The 17,488-nt window shown below is 64.6% G+C and carries 17 protein-coding genes; 2 read left to right on the top strand and 15 right to left on the bottom strand.

Going from position 1 to position 17,488, the window contains the following annotated elements; genetic code table 11:
* Nucleotides 1-115: 115 nt before the first annotated feature.
* The 9 genes from AC3EMP_RS02680 to exbB form a co-directional block, all read right to left on the bottom strand.
* Nucleotides 116-1,060: an acetamidase/formamidase family protein gene (locus tag AC3EMP_RS02680; protein ID WP_023668593.1), complete on the bottom strand. Its 945-nt coding sequence runs from the start codon at nucleotides 1,058-1,060 to the stop codon at nucleotides 116-118.
* Entirely contained in the window at nucleotides 1,050-2,645 is a 1,596-nt protein-coding gene (locus AC3EMP_RS02685) for an ABC transporter substrate-binding protein (protein ID WP_488494722.1), read from the bottom strand. Before AC3EMP_RS02685 ends, AC3EMP_RS02680 begins: the two co-directional genes overlap by 11 nt.
* A gap of 76 nt (nucleotides 2,646-2,721) precedes the next feature.
* Nucleotides 2,722-3,642 carry an ABC transporter permease gene (locus tag AC3EMP_RS02690; RefSeq protein ID WP_352712178.1) on the bottom strand — a complete coding sequence of 307 codons (921 nt, stop codon included), beginning with the start codon at nucleotides 3,640-3,642 and terminating at the stop codon, nucleotides 2,722-2,724.
* A 13-nt stretch (nucleotides 3,643-3,655) separates the two neighbouring features.
* Complete coding sequence (locus tag AC3EMP_RS02695; RefSeq protein WP_023693235.1) at nucleotides 3,656-4,558, bottom strand: ABC transporter permease; 903 nt, start codon at nucleotides 4,556-4,558, stop codon at nucleotides 3,656-3,658.
* Nucleotides 4,536-5,135 carry an ANTAR domain-containing response regulator gene (locus AC3EMP_RS02700; protein ID WP_023693236.1) on the bottom strand — a complete coding sequence of 200 codons (600 nt, stop codon included), beginning with the start codon at nucleotides 5,133-5,135 and terminating at the stop codon, nucleotides 4,536-4,538. The genes AC3EMP_RS02695 and AC3EMP_RS02700 overlap by 23 nt, the downstream gene beginning before the upstream one ends.
* Nucleotides 5,132-6,226 (bottom strand): transporter substrate-binding protein, encoded by a 1,095-nt coding sequence (locus AC3EMP_RS02705; RefSeq protein WP_023698725.1) that lies wholly within the window; start codon nucleotides 6,224-6,226, stop codon nucleotides 5,132-5,134. The genes AC3EMP_RS02700 and AC3EMP_RS02705 overlap by 4 nt, the downstream gene beginning before the upstream one ends.
* 171 nt (nucleotides 6,227-6,397) lie before the next feature.
* A complete protein-coding gene (locus tag AC3EMP_RS02710) occupies nucleotides 6,398-7,357 on the bottom strand; it encodes an energy transducer TonB family protein (RefSeq protein ID WP_023713408.1) in 960 nt (319 codons plus the stop codon).
* Entirely contained in the window at nucleotides 7,354-7,812 is a 459-nt protein-coding gene (exbD, locus tag AC3EMP_RS02715; protein ID WP_352597741.1) for a TonB system transport protein ExbD, read from the bottom strand. Before exbD ends, AC3EMP_RS02710 begins: the two co-directional genes overlap by 4 nt.
* 6 nt (nucleotides 7,813-7,818) lie before the next feature.
* Nucleotides 7,819-8,796, bottom strand: a complete 978-nt coding sequence (gene exbB, locus AC3EMP_RS02720) for a tonB-system energizer ExbB (protein WP_352597743.1) — start codon at nucleotides 8,794-8,796, stop codon at nucleotides 7,819-7,821.
* A gap of 344 nt (nucleotides 8,797-9,140) precedes the next feature.
* Between exbB and AC3EMP_RS02725 the strand changes: the two genes are divergently transcribed.
* The gene (locus tag AC3EMP_RS02725; RefSeq protein WP_352597749.1) at nucleotides 9,141-9,815 is read left to right on the top strand and encodes a cysteine hydrolase family protein; all 675 of its coding nucleotides are present in this window, start codon (nucleotides 9,141-9,143) and stop codon (nucleotides 9,813-9,815) included.
* Nucleotides 9,816-10,060: 245 nt separating this feature from the next.
* Here the strand turns inward: AC3EMP_RS02725 and AC3EMP_RS02730 are convergent, their stop codons facing one another.
* Both AC3EMP_RS02730 and AC3EMP_RS02735 read right to left on the bottom strand, forming a co-directional pair.
* Complete coding sequence (locus tag AC3EMP_RS02730; protein ID WP_352597745.1) at nucleotides 10,061-11,017, bottom strand: LLM class flavin-dependent oxidoreductase; 957 nt, start codon at nucleotides 11,015-11,017, stop codon at nucleotides 10,061-10,063.
* 158 nt (nucleotides 11,018-11,175) lie between these two features.
* Nucleotides 11,176-11,331: a hypothetical protein gene (locus AC3EMP_RS02735; protein ID WP_023670454.1), complete on the bottom strand. Its 156-nt coding sequence runs from the start codon at nucleotides 11,329-11,331 to the stop codon at nucleotides 11,176-11,178.
* A 233-nt stretch (nucleotides 11,332-11,564) separates the two neighbouring features.
* Here AC3EMP_RS02735 and AC3EMP_RS02740 point away from each other — a divergent pair, with 233 nt between their 5' ends.
* Complete coding sequence (locus AC3EMP_RS02740; protein WP_352597747.1) at nucleotides 11,565-12,332, top strand: SDR family NAD(P)-dependent oxidoreductase; 768 nt, start codon at nucleotides 11,565-11,567, stop codon at nucleotides 12,330-12,332.
* 72 nt (nucleotides 12,333-12,404) lie between these two features.
* On the opposite strand, the gene AC3EMP_RS02745 is transcribed toward AC3EMP_RS02740, so the two are convergent.
* The 4 genes from AC3EMP_RS02745 to AC3EMP_RS02760 form a co-directional block, all read right to left on the bottom strand.
* A complete protein-coding gene (locus AC3EMP_RS02745; protein ID WP_352713075.1) occupies nucleotides 12,405-13,349 on the bottom strand; it encodes an ABC transporter permease in 945 nt (314 codons plus the stop codon).
* Nucleotides 13,346-14,398 (bottom strand): ABC transporter permease, encoded by a 1,053-nt coding sequence (locus AC3EMP_RS02750; protein ID WP_352597685.1) that lies wholly within the window; start codon nucleotides 14,396-14,398, stop codon nucleotides 13,346-13,348. Before AC3EMP_RS02750 ends, AC3EMP_RS02745 begins: the two co-directional genes overlap by 4 nt.
* A 281-nt stretch (nucleotides 14,399-14,679) precedes the next feature.
* Nucleotides 14,680-16,191 (bottom strand): ABC transporter ATP-binding protein, encoded by a 1,512-nt coding sequence (locus AC3EMP_RS02755; protein WP_352597687.1) that lies wholly within the window; start codon nucleotides 16,189-16,191, stop codon nucleotides 14,680-14,682.
* 174 nt (nucleotides 16,192-16,365) lie between these two features.
* Nucleotides 16,366-17,391: a BMP family protein gene (locus AC3EMP_RS02760; protein ID WP_023670460.1), complete on the bottom strand. Its 1,026-nt coding sequence runs from the start codon at nucleotides 17,389-17,391 to the stop codon at nucleotides 16,366-16,368.
* Nucleotides 17,392-17,488 lie beyond the last annotated feature (97 nt).

Genomic DNA, 17,488 nt, shown 5'->3' on the forward strand with positions numbered 1-17,488 from the left:
GACGTCCGGTCCGACCTCCCCACAAGGGGGAGGTAGGGCGGCAGCGCTTTACCCTCCGCCTTGTGGGGAGGGTCGCTGCGAAGCAGCGGGGTGGGGGTGCAGCGCCGACCTGACATCATTCAAACACGCAACGCGGAAAATAGAACGACACCACCCAATTCGGCATGTCGACGATCTCGCTGATGCGCAGATCACCACACACCGAGGCCAGCATATAGGCCTCGACCGGATCGATCTGGTAACGCCCAGCGAGCAGATCGACCATCTGCGCCACCGCCTCCTTCGCGCCCGCCATCAGATCCGGCCCAATCCCCGTCGTCACCTCGTAACCCTTGGCGTCGAGATGGCGCGTCACCGGGCCCGGCGTGGTGAAGCGCGGCGTCTTCAGCCTGGCGTCCTTGACAAGGTCGAGCTTGAGCACGACGTCCATCGGGCTCTCGATCGCCGTGCCGCAGACCTCGCCATCGCCTTGTGCGGCGTGCGTATCGCCGACCGAGAACAGCGCGCCGGCCACCTCAACCGGCAGATAGAGCGTCGTGCCGGCAGCGAGATCGCGGATGTCGAGATTGCCGCCGACCCGCCGTGGCGGCACCACCGAGTGAAGCCCCATCTCAGCCGGCGCATTGCCGATGGTGCCGGCGAACGGCTTCAGTGGCACGCGCGCGTTTTTCCCGAACAGCGCCGGTTCGAGCGCGGCTGCATCGTATTTCCAGATGTTCAGCGCCGGTTCCGTGAAGTCGTCGGCGAGCAGGCCGAAACCGGGAATGTTCGCCGTCCAACCGAAGCCGGACGGTTTGAACATCTCGATCGTCACCTTGAGCGCGTCACCCGGCTCGGCGCCCTCGACGAAGATCGGCCCGGTCACCGGGTTGACCCCGGCGAAGTCGAGCTTGACAATTTCGGCGACCGTGCTGTCGGCGTTCAGCTGGCCGCCGGCGGCATCGAGGCACTGGAACTCGATGGTCGCGCCGGGCGCCACCCGCTCGGCCGGGACAAAGGAATTGTCCCAGCCGAAATGGTGATGGCGCCCATGGATGGTGTAGTCGCAGCTATTGCACATCTTTTACGTACACATTGTCATAGTTGATCGGGATATGGACCGGGTCGACATAGAGGTTGTCGGCGCCGCCCATTCGGGCGGATTTCATGGTGAAGCGCTGTTCGTTGAAGACCGGCGCCCAGGGCGCGTCTTCCATCACCTTGTCGTAGATGGCGCTCCACATCTTGTCGCGTTCGCCGGCCTTTGCCGGGTCGACCACAGAATCCGCCTCGGCCGCCTTGGCGTCGAGGTCCTTGTTGCAGTACCACGACCAGTTCCAGCCGCCCGGCACCGCGCCGGCGCAGCCGAGGATCGGGCCGTAGAAATTCGACGGATCGGGGAAGTCGGCGATCCAGGCCATGCCGCCCGACCAGATCATCGGCGCGCCGGCCTTGTCACCGCCGGCGGCGATGACATTGGCCTGCGCCAGCGACTGGATGCTGGCCTTGATGCCGATGGCCGCCAGGTCCTGCTGGATCGCCTGGGCAATGCGCGGGTTGGGATCGGTGTTCATGGCGAACAGCTGCGTGTCGAAACCATCGGGATGACCGGCCTCGGCCAGCAGCGCCTTGGCCTTGGCTACGTCATAGGGATAACCTTTGTATTCCTTGTCGTAGCCCGGCATCGACGGCGGCAGCGGCTGGTTGGCCGGCACGGCGCGGCCGTTGATGATCTGGATGATGCGCGCCTTGTTGAGCGCCATGTTGACGGCCTGACGCACCTTCACATTGTCGAACGGCGCCATGGTGGTGTTCATGGTGACGTAGCCGGTGTGCAGCTGACCGCCTTCGACGACGCGCGCCTTCTGCTCGGGATCGGCCATCACCTCCTGGAATTTTGCCGGCGGAATGCCGTCGCCGGGCACATCGATCTCGCCCTTCTGCAAGCGCAGCAGCGCCACGATCGGTTCCTGGCCGATCTCGAAGGTGATCTTGTCGAGATGTGGCAGGCCCTTGTGCCAGTAATCCGCATTGCGCTCGAAGACGATGCGTTGGCCGAGTGTCCACTCGGCGAGCTTGAAGGCGCCGGTGCCCACCGGATGCTTGCCGAAATCGGCGCCATATTTCTCGACCTCTTCCTTCGGCACGACATGGGCGAAATTGATGGCCATGACATGCAGGAAGGTGGCGTCGGGCCGGGTCAGCTCGAACTTCACCGTGTAGGGATCGACGACGGTGACGCCGGAAAGGCCTTCGGCCTTGCCGACGGCGACATCGTCATAGCCCTTGATCGAGCCGAAGAAGCCGGCGCCGGGGCTCTGCGTCTTCGGATTGGTGACGCGGTCGAGCGAATATTTCACGTCGTCGGCCGTCATCTCGCGGCCATTGTGGAATTTCACGCCATGGCGCAGCTTGAAGGTGAAGGTCTGGCCGTCGGGCGAAATCTCGTAGCTTTCTGCCAGATCGGGCTTCAAATTGGTGGTGCCCGGCTCGTAATCCATCAGCCCATCGAACAGGCTCTTGATCATCGACCAGTTCTGCCAGTCATAGCCGATCGCCGGATCGAGGGTCGCAACATCGTCCTTGTAGGTGATGGTGATGGCGCCGCCTTGCTTGGCGTTGGGATCGACCGTGTCTTCGGCGCGGACGCTTGTCATGCCGAGCATGAGGGCCAAGGCCGATGCCGCGACTGTGGATGCGAGAAACTTTTTCATTGTTGTGTTCCCTTTCTCTGTTTCATTTTCATCTGAGCTTGATGCGGGGATCGATGAACGGCGCGATGATGTCGGCGAGCAGATTGCCGAGCACGATGGCGAAGGCCGAGACCAGCGTGACGCCCATGATGATCGGAATGTCGACGCGCTGGATCGCCTGCCACGCCAGCTGACCGATACCCGGCCAGCCGAACACGCTTTCGACGACGACGATGCCGCCCATGAAGATGCCGATGTCGATGCCGATCATGGCGATGACCGGCAGGATGGCATTCGGCAGTGCGTGGCGGAATATGATGGCGCTGCGCGCCAGGCCCTTGGCCCGCGCCGTGCGGACATAATCCTGGCGCAGGACGTCAATCATCGACGAGCGCATCATGCGCGCGTACCAGCCGGCGCCGAGTATGCCCATGGTCAGCGACGGCAGCACCAGATGGCGCCATGTGCCGTAGCCGCCGATCGGAAACCAGCTTAGCCGCACGGCAAAGACGTAGAGCAGCAACAAGCCGACGACGAATTGCGGCGCCGAGACGCCGACGAAGGAGGCCACCATCAGGGTCTGGTCGGTGGCGGAGCCGCGCTTGACGGCGGCGATCAGCCCCATCGAGAGCCCGATCAGCAATTCGCAAAGGATGGCGCCGACCATCAAAAGCAGGCTGGCCGGCAGCCGCGAGACGATGAGTTCGGTGACCTCCGAGCGCTGGATGTAGGAGCGGCCGAGATCGCCGCTGAGTAGCTTCGTCAGATAGTGCCAGTACTGGACCACGAAAGGCTGGTCGAGGCCGAGTTGCTGGCGGATGTTTTCCACCGTCTGCGGCGTGGCACTGCGGCCGGCGATCTGCCGCACCGGGTCGGCCGGCAAGAGGTAGAGCAGCGCAAAAGTGATCAGCGAGACGCCAACCAGGATGAGCAGCGACTGGATCAGCCGGCGACCGAGATAGGCGATCATGACCGGCCCCCCATTATTCCCGGCCCCTTTGCGTCGGATCGAGGATGTCGCGCAATGCGTCGCCGATCAGGTTGAAGGCCAGCGCCAACGCCAGGATTGCGGCGCCGGGGAAGAACACCAGCCAGGGGGCGGCCTGGAAATAGGTCTGGTTCTCGAAAATGATGTTGCCCCACGACGCGGTCGGCGGCTGCACACCGATGCCGAGGAAGGAAAGCGTCGCCTCGAGCAGAACCGTGGTCGAGATGCCGAGCGTGCCCCAGACGATGATGGTCGGCAGCAGATGCGGCAGGATGTGGCGAAATAGGATGCGCGGCGCACTCGCCCCGATGCTGCGCTCGGCATCGATGAACTCGCGCTCGGCCAGCGATGAGGTCTCGGTGTAGATGACACGCGCCGTCTGCACCCAGTTGACCAGCGCGATGACCATGGCGACGATCCACAGACTCGGCTGAAACACTGCCGCCAGGCAGATGGCGAGCAGCAGCGCCGGGAACGCCATCATCAGATCGGTGAAGCGCATCAGCGCACTGCCGATCCAGCCGCGGAAATAGCCTGCGGTGACGCCCACCAAAGTGCCGATCAAAAGCGCCACGCCATTGGCGACGATGCCGATGATCAGCGAGGTGCGGGCGCCGTAGAGGATGCGGGTCAAGAGGTCACGTCCGAGCAGGTCGGTGCCGAGCCAATACTGGGCGCTGGGCGGCAGCGGCGAGCCCTCGATGGTCAGGCCGTCGAACATCTGCTCGTTGGGATCGTAGCCGGTCAGCCGGGGCGCCAGCACGGCGCCGGCGACAACAATGGCGACGATGACCAGCCCGAGCAGCGCCAGGCGGCGTTTGACCAGCCGACGCCAGACGCCGGCGCGCGGTTTTGCCGGCATGCGTACCGGGAGATCAGGCGCGATGGGACTGGTCATCGCCGCCTTCCTCATCCGTCATTGCCACGATCCTGCGCGCGGCATCCTCGACGCTGATCTGCCAGCTCATCGCCAGCGATCGCAGTTGTGCATAGGCACGCTCGTCATCGCTGCCTTTCGACAGCGCCGTCACCGCGCGCACAATGGTCTGGCGCTCGGCGACGCGCTGGCGCAGCGACGCTATCTCGCCGGCTAAATGCTTGCGTGCCTCGAAGCTCTGCCTTGCGATCAGCAATGCGCTGTACACACCGGCATTGCCGACCGGCTTCAGCAGCTGCGCATCGGCCTTGTGCGACAGCGCCCATTCGATACGCCCCGGCGCCTCGGAACCGATCAGCGCCACCAGCGGCATCGGCGCCTCACCGGCTTCCCACGGGAACTGCTCGTCGAAACCGAGATCGGCATCGAAGAAGACGAAATCGGCGGCGAGAGCTTCCGGCGGCAATTCCGGCCAGCAGTCGATCGTAGCCAGGCCGATGGCCGACAATTGCCTGGTGATGGCCTGCACCGTCGGATGCGGGCGATGCAGGATGAAAGCCCGCGCGCCGCCGAGATTGGGGATGCGCGTCCGCGTCATGACACCACCCTCAGACGCGGACGGCCGAATGTCTTGGCGGGGTCGTAGCGCGACAGATAGGGATCCGGCGCGACCTCATCCTCCTGGCTGACGACCTCGAAGAAGCCATCGGCGATCCGGCCGATGATCACTGGCAGCGTCGCGTGCTGGGAGTGGGCGTCGATGGCGATCGGCCCGAGCCGGGTGGAGAAGCGCCGCTCGGCGAAGGCCTTGGAAAATTCCGCCGGGCCGGCATCAGTGTTGCGCGACAGCACGTCGGCCATCACCTGCACCGAGGCATAGGCGGAGGCCTCGAAGGACGAAGCGAAGGCAGCCGGCCGGGGCGCGAAATAGGGCCCGACCGACAGATGCCCTTTCCCTGTCTCGCCGATCGCCGGCAACTCGCCTTCCGTGAGGTTGCAGGAGATGACGGGGCAGTTTTCCGGCCTGAATGCCGCATCCTCATCGCCCAACTCGCGGTAAGCCGCCAGGAAGGCATACGACGAGGTGCCGATCAGATTGTTGAGGATGAAGCTCGGCCTCGTCGCCCGGATTTCCGCGATCAACCGCGACACGTCGGTCTCGCCGATGCGCAGATAGCGCTCGCCCAGCACTTTGCCGCCGGCATCCGCGATCAGGTCGCGCGCCACGCGGTTCATCTCCCAGCCCCAAATGTAGTTCGAGCCGAGCAGGAAGCCGTTGGCGCCGAAACGCGGCACGACATGCGCCATCAGCGGAACCAGATGCTGGTTGGGGCAGGCGTGCATGTAGACGACATGCTCGTTGGCCTCGAACCCTTCATAGGGGCAGGCATACCAGAGCATGCCGCCGGCCTTCTCCAGCACCGGGATGGTTTCCTTGCGGCTCCACGAGGTGACGCAACCGACGACATGGCGCGCGCTGCTGGTCCTGAAAATGTCCTCGCACAAAGTCGCGTAGCGATCGGCATTACTTTGCGGATCGCGCTCGACCGGAACCAGTTCGATGCCATAGCTCCGATCGAGATTGATGTCGGCGATGGCGCGCGTGGCGCCCATCCGGCACGCATCGGAGACCAACTGGTAGCTGCCCGAGCGGGAATACAGGATGCCGATCTCGATACGCCGTTTCAAACCGATCCTCAGAAATGACAATGCCCCGCAGCCAGCGCCGGAGGGCGAGGCATACGAGGCATATTTGCCGCCCGGCGACCAAGGCCGGTATTTTGCGCTAGCGTATTCGGTCCGGCGGGTCAGTCAAGCGGGAAAGTACGTGGTCATGGGATCGGCCTTGTCCGGCTGCTTCTAGTTCCGCAGCGTGAACATCAAAGGCGCCACGACAGCCGTACCGGCCTTCTCAGGCGGTGGCGCGGGCACCGTCGCACCCTGCAGAATGCCGAGCGCGGCGCGATCGAGATCGGCGTCCCCCGAAGATCGGGTCAGCCGGACGGAGGTCACCTTGCCCGAAGCGCTGACGACGAAGGTCACATTTGCGGTACCCACGGCGCGCCGCGACCTTGCCGCGCTCGGGTAGCGCTTGTGCCGATTGATCCATCCGATCAGCTGGGAGTTCCATTTGCTTGCACTGACTGATGATCCACTCGATTGCGAAGCCTTCGGCGCCGACGCCTTCGCCGCTGCCTTTTGATCGACACTGGCGGTCACGACCGCTTTCGCCGGCGCGGCCTTTTCCTTCTTCTCTTTCTTTGCTTTCGGCTTGGGTTTTTCGGCAGCCTTCTTCGCCTTCTCGATCGGCTTGGTCTCCGCCGGCTTGGTCTCCGCCGGCTTGGTCTGGGGCGGCGGAATGACCACATCCGGCGCTATGGTCGGGACGATGTCGGGCACCACCTCATCCAGCGGCGGCGATTGATCGGGCTGCTCGGCCGCTGCCGTCTCGATCGGAGCGGCGGGTTGAACCGCTTCCGTCTTCTCGGCGACCGGCCCCGGCTGACCGGGCTCGGGCTCCACGACGGGCTTCAGTTCGGCAACCGCCTCCTCGATCTGGTTCGGCGGCTCAGGCGTCACCACGTCGGCCATCGAGTCCTCCTGCACCGCCGGCGCCACCATCATCGGCGACAGCTCGATAGCCACAGCCGGCGGCGGGCCGCCATCGGCCATGTTGGCCAGGCTGAAGCTCTGGACGGCATAGGCGATCGCGACATGCGCGCCGACAATGACAATGGCCGCAGCCGCCCACAAGCCAATTTCGCGCAGGCCGGCGCGTGGCGGGTCGGCCGCGGGTGCGGCGGCGGCCAGTTGCGTCACGGGGCGGCGCCCCGGTGCGCCGCGGATGCGTCCGCCGGCACCGTCTCCAGCCCCACCAGCGCGATCTTCAGATAACCGGCGCCGCGCAGCAGGTTCATCACCTCCATCAACTCGCCATAGCCGACCGCCTTGTCGGCACGCAGGAAGATGCGGGTCTGCTTATCGCCCTTGGTTCTGCCGTCGAGCACGGAGGCAAAAGCCTGGCGCGGCACGCTGTCATTGCCGATCGCCAGCGTCAGATCGTCCTTCAGCGTCAGGAACAGCGGCGTTTCCGGCCGGGGTGCTGGCGTCGCCGTCGAACCCGGCAGATCGACATTGACGTCGACTGTCGCCAAGGGTGCAGCGACCATGAAGATGATCAGCAGCACCAGGATGACATCGATGAACGGGGTGACATTGATCTCGTGGCTTTCCTCGAGATCGCCGTCGATAGTCTCGCGAATACTAGCCGCCATGGCCCATCACTCCGCCGCCAGCGCGGGCGCCTGCGGCACCGTGCGGAAATCGAGATCGCGGCTGACCAGCCGTTCGACCCCGGCCGAGGCATCGGCAAGAATCTGCCGGTAGCCCGCTATCGACCTTGCAAAGAGGTTGTAGATGACCACTGCGGGAATAGCCGCGACCAGGCCCATCGCCGTGGCGAGCAGCGCCTCGGCGATGCCGGGCGCGACGACCGCGAGGTTGGTGGTCTGCGCCTGCGAGATGCCGATGAAGGCGTTCATGATGCCCCAGACGGTGCCGAACAAGCCCACGAAGGGCGCCGTCGAGCCGATCGTCGCCAGCACGCCGGTGCCGCGCGACATGCGCCGCGCCGCCGCCACCTCGATGCGCGACAGGCGCGACGTCACGCGTTCCTTCAGCCCGTCGCCGGTAACATGGCCGAGCGCACCGGCCGAAAGGGCAGTCTCTTCCTCGGCTGCCCGCACCAAAAGCGCACCGGGGCCGCCACTGTTGCCAAGCGAGCGCCCGGCCTGGCGCAGTGTGGCGGCATTGCCGATGGCGCGCGCAGCGCGCCGGGCGCCGAGCTTGCCGAAGAGAATCTCCAGCGATTTGGCCAGCCACACCGTCCAGGTGACGAGCGAGGCGAAGGCCAACCCGATCATCACCGCCTTGACGATGATGTCGGCGGCCATGAACATGCCCCAGGGCGACAGATCGTGCGGCAGCGTCAGCGATATTGCCGAAGGCTCGGCCTGCGCGGATGCACCGGGCTGGTTTGCCGGCTGGGGCGCGGTCGGCGCCGCCTGCCCGGCAGTTGGCGAAGCCGGCGCGACAGGCGCAGCCGGTGCGGGCTGTTCGACTACGGTTGGCGCCGACTGGGGATCTGCAGCGGGCACCGTCGTCACCCTGGGCTGCGTGTTTGGCTGCTCTTGCGCAGCAGCGCTGCCGGCCGACAGCATGACCGCGGCCAGCGCCGCCAACAAACCATTTCTGGACACGCTTCGTCCTCGCTTCGTCATTGCACGTAACCGATCGGCTGGCCGGTGACGGGATGCGGGAACACCCCCATCTCGACCCCGAAAACTCCAGCCACGGATTCTGGCTTCTCTCAAACGCGGCACCGCCGCTGGAAAACAATTCAGGCGGCCGAGTGCCCCTGCTTGACTATAAAACATGAGCTTTGTAGTCAACAAACAAGATGGCTTTTTGGCCGACGATTGTGGGCGCGATGTCTCAACGGCACATCGTCCTGGCATCGGTCTACCTGGTGTCGTCGCACCGAGGGATGGACGGCCCAGGGTTGCTGGGCCACGATGCCGAGCAGCAATTGAGGCAGGCTGCGATGATCAAGGCGATACCGTTCGATTTCCCCTATGACGGCCGGCTGGTGCCGGCAAACACCGCGCTGCTGGTCATCGACCTGCAGGAGGATTTCCTCTCGCCGACCGGCTATTTCGCCAGGAAGGGTTATGACCCCGCGCCGCTGCGCGCCATCCTGCCTACGGTCAACCGACTGATATCAGCGGCACGCGCGGCCGGCCTCACCATCATTCACACCAGGCAGGGATATCGCGGCGACATGGCCGACATGACGCCGTACGAGAGATGGCGCCGCAAGCGGGCGGGTCTAGAAGGCACCGACGTGCTGCTGCGCTCCGGCCACGGCTTTCAGATCGTCGCCGAGATCGACGTCGCGCCGCACGACATCATCGTCGACAAGACCTGCAACAGCGCCTTCACCTATACGGATCTGGAGCTTGTGCTGCGCGCACGCGGCATCACCCATCTGATCTTTTCCGGCTGCACGACCGATGTCTGCGTGCACACGACGCTGCGCGAGGCCTGCGACCGCAATTTCCAGTGCCTGACCATCGCCGACGCCTGCGCCAGCGGCGACCAATACGCGCATGACGCGGCGCTGCATATGGTGACGGTGGAGGACGGGGTGTTTGGTGCGCTGACGGAATCTGGCGCGGTGCTGGAGGCGCTGGAGCGGTCGAGTGGGAAAGCTGGTTAGATTACCAAAGCGAAGGCGTTGGGAACCATTTGACGCTGGGGGGGCAGCACCCCCCTCTGGCCTGCCGGCCATCTCCCCCGCAAGGAGGGAGATCAAGTGCTCAACCGCTTTCGCCACTCTCCAACGTCGAAGAGCTGAGCGATACCTCGAAGCTGCCAATCTCCCCCCTTGCGGGGGAGATGCCCGGCAGGGCAGAGGGGGGTGTGAAGGAACGCTACGAAATAGCTTTCATTCCACCCGCAAATTCACCCTGCGTGAATATCCGACCCGCCCCGCGAGGCAAACGCGCCGGGCTGCGGCACCTCCGCCTCCCGGCGTGCCAGCGAGTTGCGCAAGAGCGCGATCGTCTCGCGGCCGACGCTGGCGATCTCGCGCGGCCGGTCGACACCGACGATCATGAACTCGCTGATGCCCAGCGCCGCATAGGGCAGCAGCGACAGGGCGATCTGCGCCGGTGGTCCGGAAAGTTCGACCGCCTTGTGGCCGACGGTAGAGGCGCCACCCTCCGAGCGGACCCGGACCGGAAGCGCAAAACGCAGCTTGCCGGCGCGGCCATGCTCGGCGGCGGCGCTGCGCGCCCGTTCCATCAGCTGGCGGATCTCGTCGAGCGAACCAGCCGTGAGTTCAAACACGTCGGCATGGCGGCCGGCGACCTTGAGCGCGGTGCCGGACTGGCCACCCATGCGGATGATCACGTCGACGCCATGCGGCCCCTTGCGCGGCACATAGCCACCCTTGATGCTGTAGAATGCACCTTCATGGTCGAAGGGCCGGTCGTTCGACCACAGCCGCTTCAGCAGCACCAGATATTCGTCGATGCGCTGCCAGACCACGGTGTGGCCGACCGGACGCATCTCGGCATCGTCGTCATCCAGCGGCTCGCTCAGCATCCTCAGCGCCAGCCGGCCGCCGCTCCTGGCGTCGAGCGCCGCCAGTTGCCGCGCCGCAACGGCTGGCGCGATCACGCCGGCCCAGTGCGTCAGCACCACTTCCAGCGACGAGGTGCGGTCCAGCGCCTGGGCGGCGATGTCCATATTGGTCAACAGCCCGGCCGGGTCGTCGACGACGATGTTCTGGAAGCCGGAATCCTCGATCAGCGACAGCTTGGTCGCCGTCTCGACGAAATCATAGAAGAACGGTACGGCCGAACCGGCATCGGCGGCGTGCGTTTTACCGGGAACATGCGTGAACTCGATCGGCATTGCCATCTCCTCCATCACGTTGGATGTATGTCGCCCCCGGTTTTGAGACGACGACATGCGTAAAAACAAGCATCAGCGCCAAAGCGCGTCCGCGTTCGGTTCATCAACTCCGGTCACTCACTGAAAGCGCTAGGTCGCCACCCTTTCGGCCTGATCGGTCAGGGAATCAAGCCGAGCACGACTGCCCCGGTGAACACGAACGCAAGGGCAAAGACGAGATAGGCGAAAGCGCCGGCATAGGCCGGGCGGAAAGCCTGGCTATTGGCCAGCCTCTGGCTGGTGCGGTCCGTCTCGGCGTTCTGGATATAGGACATATCGACCTCCGTCTTGCGGATTAATCTATAAAATCAGTAGACTTTGTCGAGTGCTATTTTTTGGAGATATGTAGAATGATTTTCTCAGTATTCCTTATTATTTGGTTTGGCATTGCTGGGAGACCCCTGTTGGAGACAAGCGAGCGACAAGCTTGGCCGACGTCTGCATAGGCGATAGCATCGCCATTCCGGCGTAAATGCGGATTATTTCGATCGGGAACGGGGAACAGAACATGGGTACAAGACTAGCCGGCAAGATTGCAATCATCTCGGGCGGCGCGACCGGAATGGGCGGAGCGGCCTCGGAATTGTTCGCCGCCGAAGGCGCCAAGGTGGCGATCATCGACCGCAATGGCGAGGCGGCGGCAGCCACTGCGGCGGCGATACGCGCGCGGGGACATACCGCCGAACACTGGGTGGCCGACGTCTCGGACGAGGCGCAGGTCGAGGCCGCAGTGAAGGCGGCGACTGCCAGGCTCGGCCCGGCCACGGTGTTGTTCAACCATGCCGGCACCATCGTGATAAAGCCGTTCCTGGAGACGACAGTGCAGGAATGGGACTGGCTGCATGCGGTCAATGTCCGCTCGATGTTCCTGATGACGCGCGCCGTGTTGCCGGGCATGATCGCTGCCGGTGGCGGTTCGATCGTCTGCACCTCGTCGATCTCGGCTGTGGCGGCCACACCCATGGAGGTGCTCTACGACACCACCAAGGGCGCCTGCCACATGTTCGCGCGCGCCATCGCAGTCGAATTCCGCGACCGCAACATACGCTGCAACGCCGTCTGTCCCGGCTTCATCCGCACGCCGCACGGCCTGCGCGAGGTCGCCGATCTCGGCAAGCTCGGCGTCGACGTGTCGGACGCCGCATTGGCCGCACAGCAGGGCCGCATCGGTGAGCCGGAGGAAGTGGCCAAGGCAGCGCTGTACCTCGCCAGCGATGAGTCCAGCTTCGTTAACGGGACGCATCTGTTTGTCGATAATGGTTTTACGGCGATGTGAGTATCCCAGGCTTGGCGCCCTTCCTCTCCCCCGTCGATCGGGGGAGAGGAAGGGCGCCAAGTCCTACTCGCCTTACCGCTCTTCTCGTCGAAACGGCTTCAGCAGCGCCGACGACGCAACCGCGTTGCGTGACATCACGGCCATCGCGACGATGGTGAAAATGAAGGGCAGCATCAAGAACGCCTCATAGGGAATATGCCCGAGGCCGCTCGCCTGCATGCGCAATTGTAGCGCATCGACGAAGGCGAACAGCAGCGCCGCGCCCGCAGAGCGCCACGGGTCCCAGCGGCCGAACACGACCAGCGCGATCGCCACCCAGCCACGGCCCGACACCACACCAAAGGTGAAGGCGTTGAACTGTGCCATGGTGAGGAAGGCGCCCGCAAGCCCCATCAGCGCACCGCCGAGGATGACCGCCTGGAAGCGCGTGGCGATGACGCTGACCCCAGCGGAATCAGCGGCGCGCGGGTTCTCGCCGACCATCCGCACCGACAGCCCCCAAGGCGTGCGGTAGAGCACGAAAGCAGCGAGCGGGATGGCAATGATTGCCAAGTAGACCAGCGCAAACTGGTTGAAAACCGCTGACCCCAGAACCGGAATATTCGACAGCAGCGGGATCGGCACCGTCTGAAAACCCTTGATGCTGGGCGGCACCGATTGCTGGCCGAAGGTCAGACGGTAGAGGAAATAGGCAAGGCCGGACGAGAACAAAGTAACGCCGATGCCGCAGACATGCTGGCTGAGGCCGAGCGCCACCGTGAACAGCGCATGCAGCGCGCTCATCGCCATGCCGGTCAACACCGCGGCCAGCACGCCGAGCCACAGGCTGCCGCTGAGGCTGGCGGCGGTGAAGCCGGTCATCGCGCAGAGCAGCATGATGCCTTCGATACCGAGATTGAGCACGCCGGCCCGCTCGGAGAACATCTCGCCCAGCGTGGCAAATGCCAACGGCGTGGCGATGCGGATAATGGCGGCGAGGAAGCCGACCTGAAAAATCTGTTCGAACACCGCGCTCATAAGGCGCCGACGCGGCGGATGCGATAGGCCGTGAACAGCAGCGCCACCAGCATGGCGAGCAGCGCCGTGCCCTGGATGACATCGCTGAGGAACGCCGGCACGCCGGTGGCGCGCGACATCGCTTCGGCGCCGGTCATCACGGCGGCCAGGAAGATCGCCGCCGGTACGACGCCGAGCGGATTGAGCCTGGCCAGCATGGCAACGACGATGCCGGAATAGCCATAGCCCGGCGAAATGTCGCTCATCACCTGGAAATGCACGCCGCCGACCTCGCCTACGCCGGCAAGCCCGGCCAGCGCGCCCGACAGCAGCGCCGTCGAAATCAGCACCCGCTCGACGTGGATGCCGCCATAGCGGGCGGCTTCCGGGCTTTCGCCGGTGACCCTGATCCGGAAGCCGAGCGTGGTCCGCACGATCAGGAACCAGATCAACGGTGCTGCGATCAACGCGGCGATGACACCCAGATGCAGCCTTGTGCCTTCGAGCAGCACCGGGAAATTCGCCGAATCCTCGATCGGCGGCGAGATCGGATAGCCGCTGAACGAGTCCTTCCACGGCCCCTCGATCAGCGCCATCAGCGCATAGTAGATGACCGAGTTGAGCAGCAGCGAGCTGACGACGTCATCCACCTTGAATTTGACCCTGAGCGTCGCGGGCACCAGCGCTACCCCGGCACCGGCAGCAGCGCCCGCCAGCGCCATCGACAGGATCGCCAGCGCGCCCGGCATTGGGATGGCGCCGACGAAGCAGCTGGCCACGGCGCCGGCCAGCAATTGGCCCTCGGCGCCGATGTTCCAGAATTTGGCCCGGAAGGCGACGGCCACAGCCAGCCCGGTGAAGATCATCGGGGCGGCGCGCACCAGCGTTTCGGTGATGGCATAGCTGTCGCCGAACGAGGCCGACAGCATCACGCCATAGGCCTCAAGCACGCCGGCGCCGGCCAGCGCGATGAGGCCGCTGCACAGGACCAGCGCTGCGCCGATGGCCAGCAGCGGCAAAGCGAGATTGAACCAGGCGGGGGTGGAACTGCGGGCTTCGAGGCGGAACATCAGCTATGCCCCTCCGCCGCCCAGACGGTCGCGCCGCCCTTCATCCGCCTGCCGGCACCTTCTCCCCGTATAGACACGGGGAGAAGGGATCTGGGCCCTATGCAACTCCCCTCTTGCAGCTGTGGTGATTGGCGAAACCATGGGTGAGAGCCCCTCTCCCCGTCTCTATACGGGGAGAGGATGCCGGCAGGCAGGTGAGGGGCAGCGCTGACGCTTAAAGTCAGCCAAAAGCGGGCAGTATTATTTGAGGTTTCTGCGAGGAACCGAGTGAGAAAGTCCATCTAGGCTCTGCCCTCCGCCCCGGTCATCAGCAGCCCAAGCCGCGCGATGGTCGCATCGGCGCTGTCCAGCGTGCCGGCGATGCGGCCCTCATACATCACCGCGATGCGGTCGCAGAGCACCAGCAGCTCTTCGAGATCCTCGCCGATGACGATGATCCCGCAGCCCTTGGCACGCATGTCGAGGAATTTTTCGTGGATGAAGCGGGCGGCACCGATGTCGAGGCCGCGCGTCGGCTGCGAGACGATCAGCACCTTCGGGTCGAAAGCCAGTTCGCGCGCCAGCAGCGCCTTCTGCAGATTGCCGCCCGACAGCGCGCCGGCGCGGGTCATCGGCCCGGGGCACCTGATGTCATAGGCCTTGATCTGTTCTTCGGCGAAGGCGCGGATCGCATCTGGCTTGAGCAGGCCCCGGCTGCTGAAAGCCGCAGTACCAATGCGCGGCAACACCATGGAATCGGCGAGCGGCAGATTGGTGACCAGCCCGGTCGTCATACGGTCTTCCGGGATGCGGCCAAGGCCGAGCGCCTGCACCTCGCGCGGCGAGAACCGCGTAAGAGGTTTGCCGGCTATCGTCATCGCGCCGGCGTCGGGCGCGCGCGTGCCGGAAATCACCTCGGCCAGCGCCCGCTGGCCATTGCCGGAGACCCCGGCAATGCCGAGGATTTCGCCCGCGCGAACGGCAAGCGATACATCGCGCAGCGGCGTCCCCGAATGCCGTGAGGTGGAAATACCGTCGAGCGTCAGCACCGCCGCGCCTGGGGTCGAAGGTCCTCTTGCCGGCGGCACGATCTCATGGCCGCACATCAGCTGCGCCATTTCTGCCGATGTCGTGTTCGCCGGATCGTCGACACGGCCGGCGACGCGGCCGTGCCGCAATACGGTGCAGCGATGGGTGAGCGCCCGCACCTCGTTCAATTTATGCGAGATGAAGATGATGCCGAGCCCCTGCGCCGCCATCGAGCGCAGCGCCGAAAACAGCCCGTCGACCTCGCCCGGCGCCAACACCGCGGTTGGCTCATCAAGGATCAACAGCCTGGCGCCGCGAAACAGCGCCTTGACGATTTCAAGCCGCTGCTGCTCGCCGACCGACAGCGCGGAGACAGGCAGGTTGGGGTCCAGCGTCAGCCCATGCCGACGGCTGATGTCGGACAACCGGGCAAGTCCGCCGGCGCGGTCGATGCGGCCGGATTTGCCGGGAATGCCAATCAGAAGGTTTTCCAGGACCGTCAGCCTTGGCGCCAAATGAAAATGCTGGTGCACCATGCCGATGCCGGCGGCCAGCGCATCCGCCGAACTGGTGATCCGCACGGTCTTGCCCCGGATCAGAATCTCGCCGGCATCCGGCGCATAGGCGCCGAACAGCACATTCATCAGCGTCGTCTTGCCGGCGCCGTTTTCGCCGAGCAGACCAAGGATCTCGCCTGGGGCGACGCTTAGATCGACAGCCTCATTCGCCGTGACGGCGCCGAAGCTCTTGGTGATGCCGCGCATTTCGATGAGAGGGGCGGACAAGGATGCTCCTGCGGAGATACCCCTCCCCCTCGAGGGGAGGGTGCCGAGCGAAGCGAGGCGGGTGGGGTCACCTCAACTGCCTCAACCTATGACTTAGCAGGATGGAGCACTTCGCGGAGGACCCCACCCGGCCCTGCGGGCCACCCTCCCCTCAAGGGGGAGGGGTACGCCGAGCTAATCCGAAACCGGCGTGTTCTCGTCGACATCCACCCGGAAATTGCCTTCCAGGATCTCGGCCTTCTTCTTCTCGACCAGATCCTTCACATCCGCCGGCAGCGTCTTGTCGAATTTATGGTAGGGCGCCAGGAACGACCCGCCCTTGGCCATGCGCGAGAAATCGCCATAGTCCTGCGCGGTGAAGACACCGGCCTTGACCAGCTTGATCGCCTGCTCGACCGTCGGATACATGTCCCAGACCGGCCCGGTTATGACCGTGTCGGGGCCGAGGCTCGACTGGTCGGACATGTTGGAGATGGCGAGGATCTTCTTGTCCACCGCCGCCTCGATGACGCCGAAGCGCTCCGCATAGATGACATCGACGCCGGCATCGATCTGGGCGACCGCCGCTTCCTTGGCCTTGGGCGGATCGAAGAACGAGCCAATGAAGGCGACCTTCTTCTTGATGTTGGGATTGACCTCCTTGGCGCCGGCAAAGAAGGCGTTGACCAGCCGGTTCACTTCCGGAATGCCCATGGCCGCCACCGCGCCGATCGTGCCCGACTTCGACATCTTGCCGGCGATCATGCCGGAGAGATAGGCCGGCTCGTGGATCCAGTTGTCGAAGACGCCGAAATTGGGCTCGGCCGGGCCGGCGCCCGAGCCGAACAGCCATGCCGTCTTCGGGAACTGCTTTGCCGTGCGGCGCGATTCACGCTCGGCGGCGAAGGCGTCGCCCAGCACCAGCTGATACCCGCCTTGCGCATATTCGCGCATGACGCGGCTGAAATCGGCGGTCTGCACCTTTTCCGACCATTTGTATTCGATGCCGAGTTCCTTCTCGGCCTTCTGCAGGGCGACGTGAATCTGGTTGTCCCACGGCTCCTCGATCGGCGTGGCGAAGATCGCCGCCACCTTCAGCTTCTTGTCCTTGGCGAAGGCTGCACCCGGCAGCATGGCTGCGGCCAGGCCAAGTGCGCCGAGTTCCAGCACGTCGCGCCGCGACAGGCCGGTCGATTGCGATTTGTTTTTCCGGTTTTCCATCTAGTGCCCCTCTGTTTGACAGCCGTGTCGAGCCGGCTGTTCCGAAATCAGACGCGGAACTATGGAACGGGTGCGGACTTTTGTCCACATGGTCAAA

Source organism: Mesorhizobium sp. P160219, assembly GCF_057786095.1.

Excerpts from the sequence above, each read along its gene's own strand:
- AC3EMP_RS02685 (WP_488494722.1), bottom strand. The coding sequence starts at position 2,645 with ATGCTCGGCATGACAAGCGTCCGCGCCGAAGACACGGTCGATCCCAAC.
- AC3EMP_RS02760 (WP_023670460.1), bottom strand. The coding sequence starts at position 17,391 with ATGGAAAACCGGAAAAACAAATCGCAATCGACCGGCCTGTCGCGGCGC.
- AC3EMP_RS02695 (WP_023693235.1), bottom strand. The coding sequence starts at position 4,558 with ATGACCAGTCCCATCGCGCCTGATCTCCCGGTACGCATGCCGGCAAAA.
- AC3EMP_RS02700 (WP_023693236.1), bottom strand. The coding sequence starts at position 5,135 with ATGACGCGGACGCGCATCCCCAATCTCGGCGGCGCGCGGGCTTTCATC.
- AC3EMP_RS02680 (WP_023668593.1), bottom strand. The coding sequence starts at position 1,060 with ATGTGCAATAGCTGCGACTACACCATCCATGGGCGCCATCACCATTTC.
- AC3EMP_RS02730 (WP_352597745.1), bottom strand. The coding sequence starts at position 11,017 with ATGCCGATCGAGTTCACGCATGTTCCCGGTAAAACGCACGCCGCCGAT.
- AC3EMP_RS02750 (WP_352597685.1), bottom strand. The coding sequence starts at position 14,398 with ATGTTCCGCCTCGAAGCCCGCAGTTCCACCCCCGCCTGGTTCAATCTC.
- AC3EMP_RS02745 (WP_352713075.1), bottom strand. The coding sequence starts at position 13,349 with ATGAGCGCGGTGTTCGAACAGATTTTTCAGGTCGGCTTCCTCGCCGCC.
- AC3EMP_RS02690 (WP_352712178.1), bottom strand. The coding sequence starts at position 3,642 with ATGATCGCCTATCTCGGTCGCCGGCTGATCCAGTCGCTGCTCATCCTG.
- AC3EMP_RS02740 (WP_352597747.1), top strand. The coding sequence starts at position 11,565 with ATGGGTACAAGACTAGCCGGCAAGATTGCAATCATCTCGGGCGGCGCG.
- exbD (WP_352597741.1), bottom strand. The coding sequence starts at position 7,812 with ATGGCGGCTAGTATTCGCGAGACTATCGACGGCGATCTCGAGGAAAGC.
- AC3EMP_RS02735 (WP_023670454.1), bottom strand. The coding sequence starts at position 11,331 with ATGTCCTATATCCAGAACGCCGAGACGGACCGCACCAGCCAGAGGCTG.
- AC3EMP_RS02725 (WP_352597749.1), top strand. The coding sequence starts at position 9,141 with ATGATCAAGGCGATACCGTTCGATTTCCCCTATGACGGCCGGCTGGTG.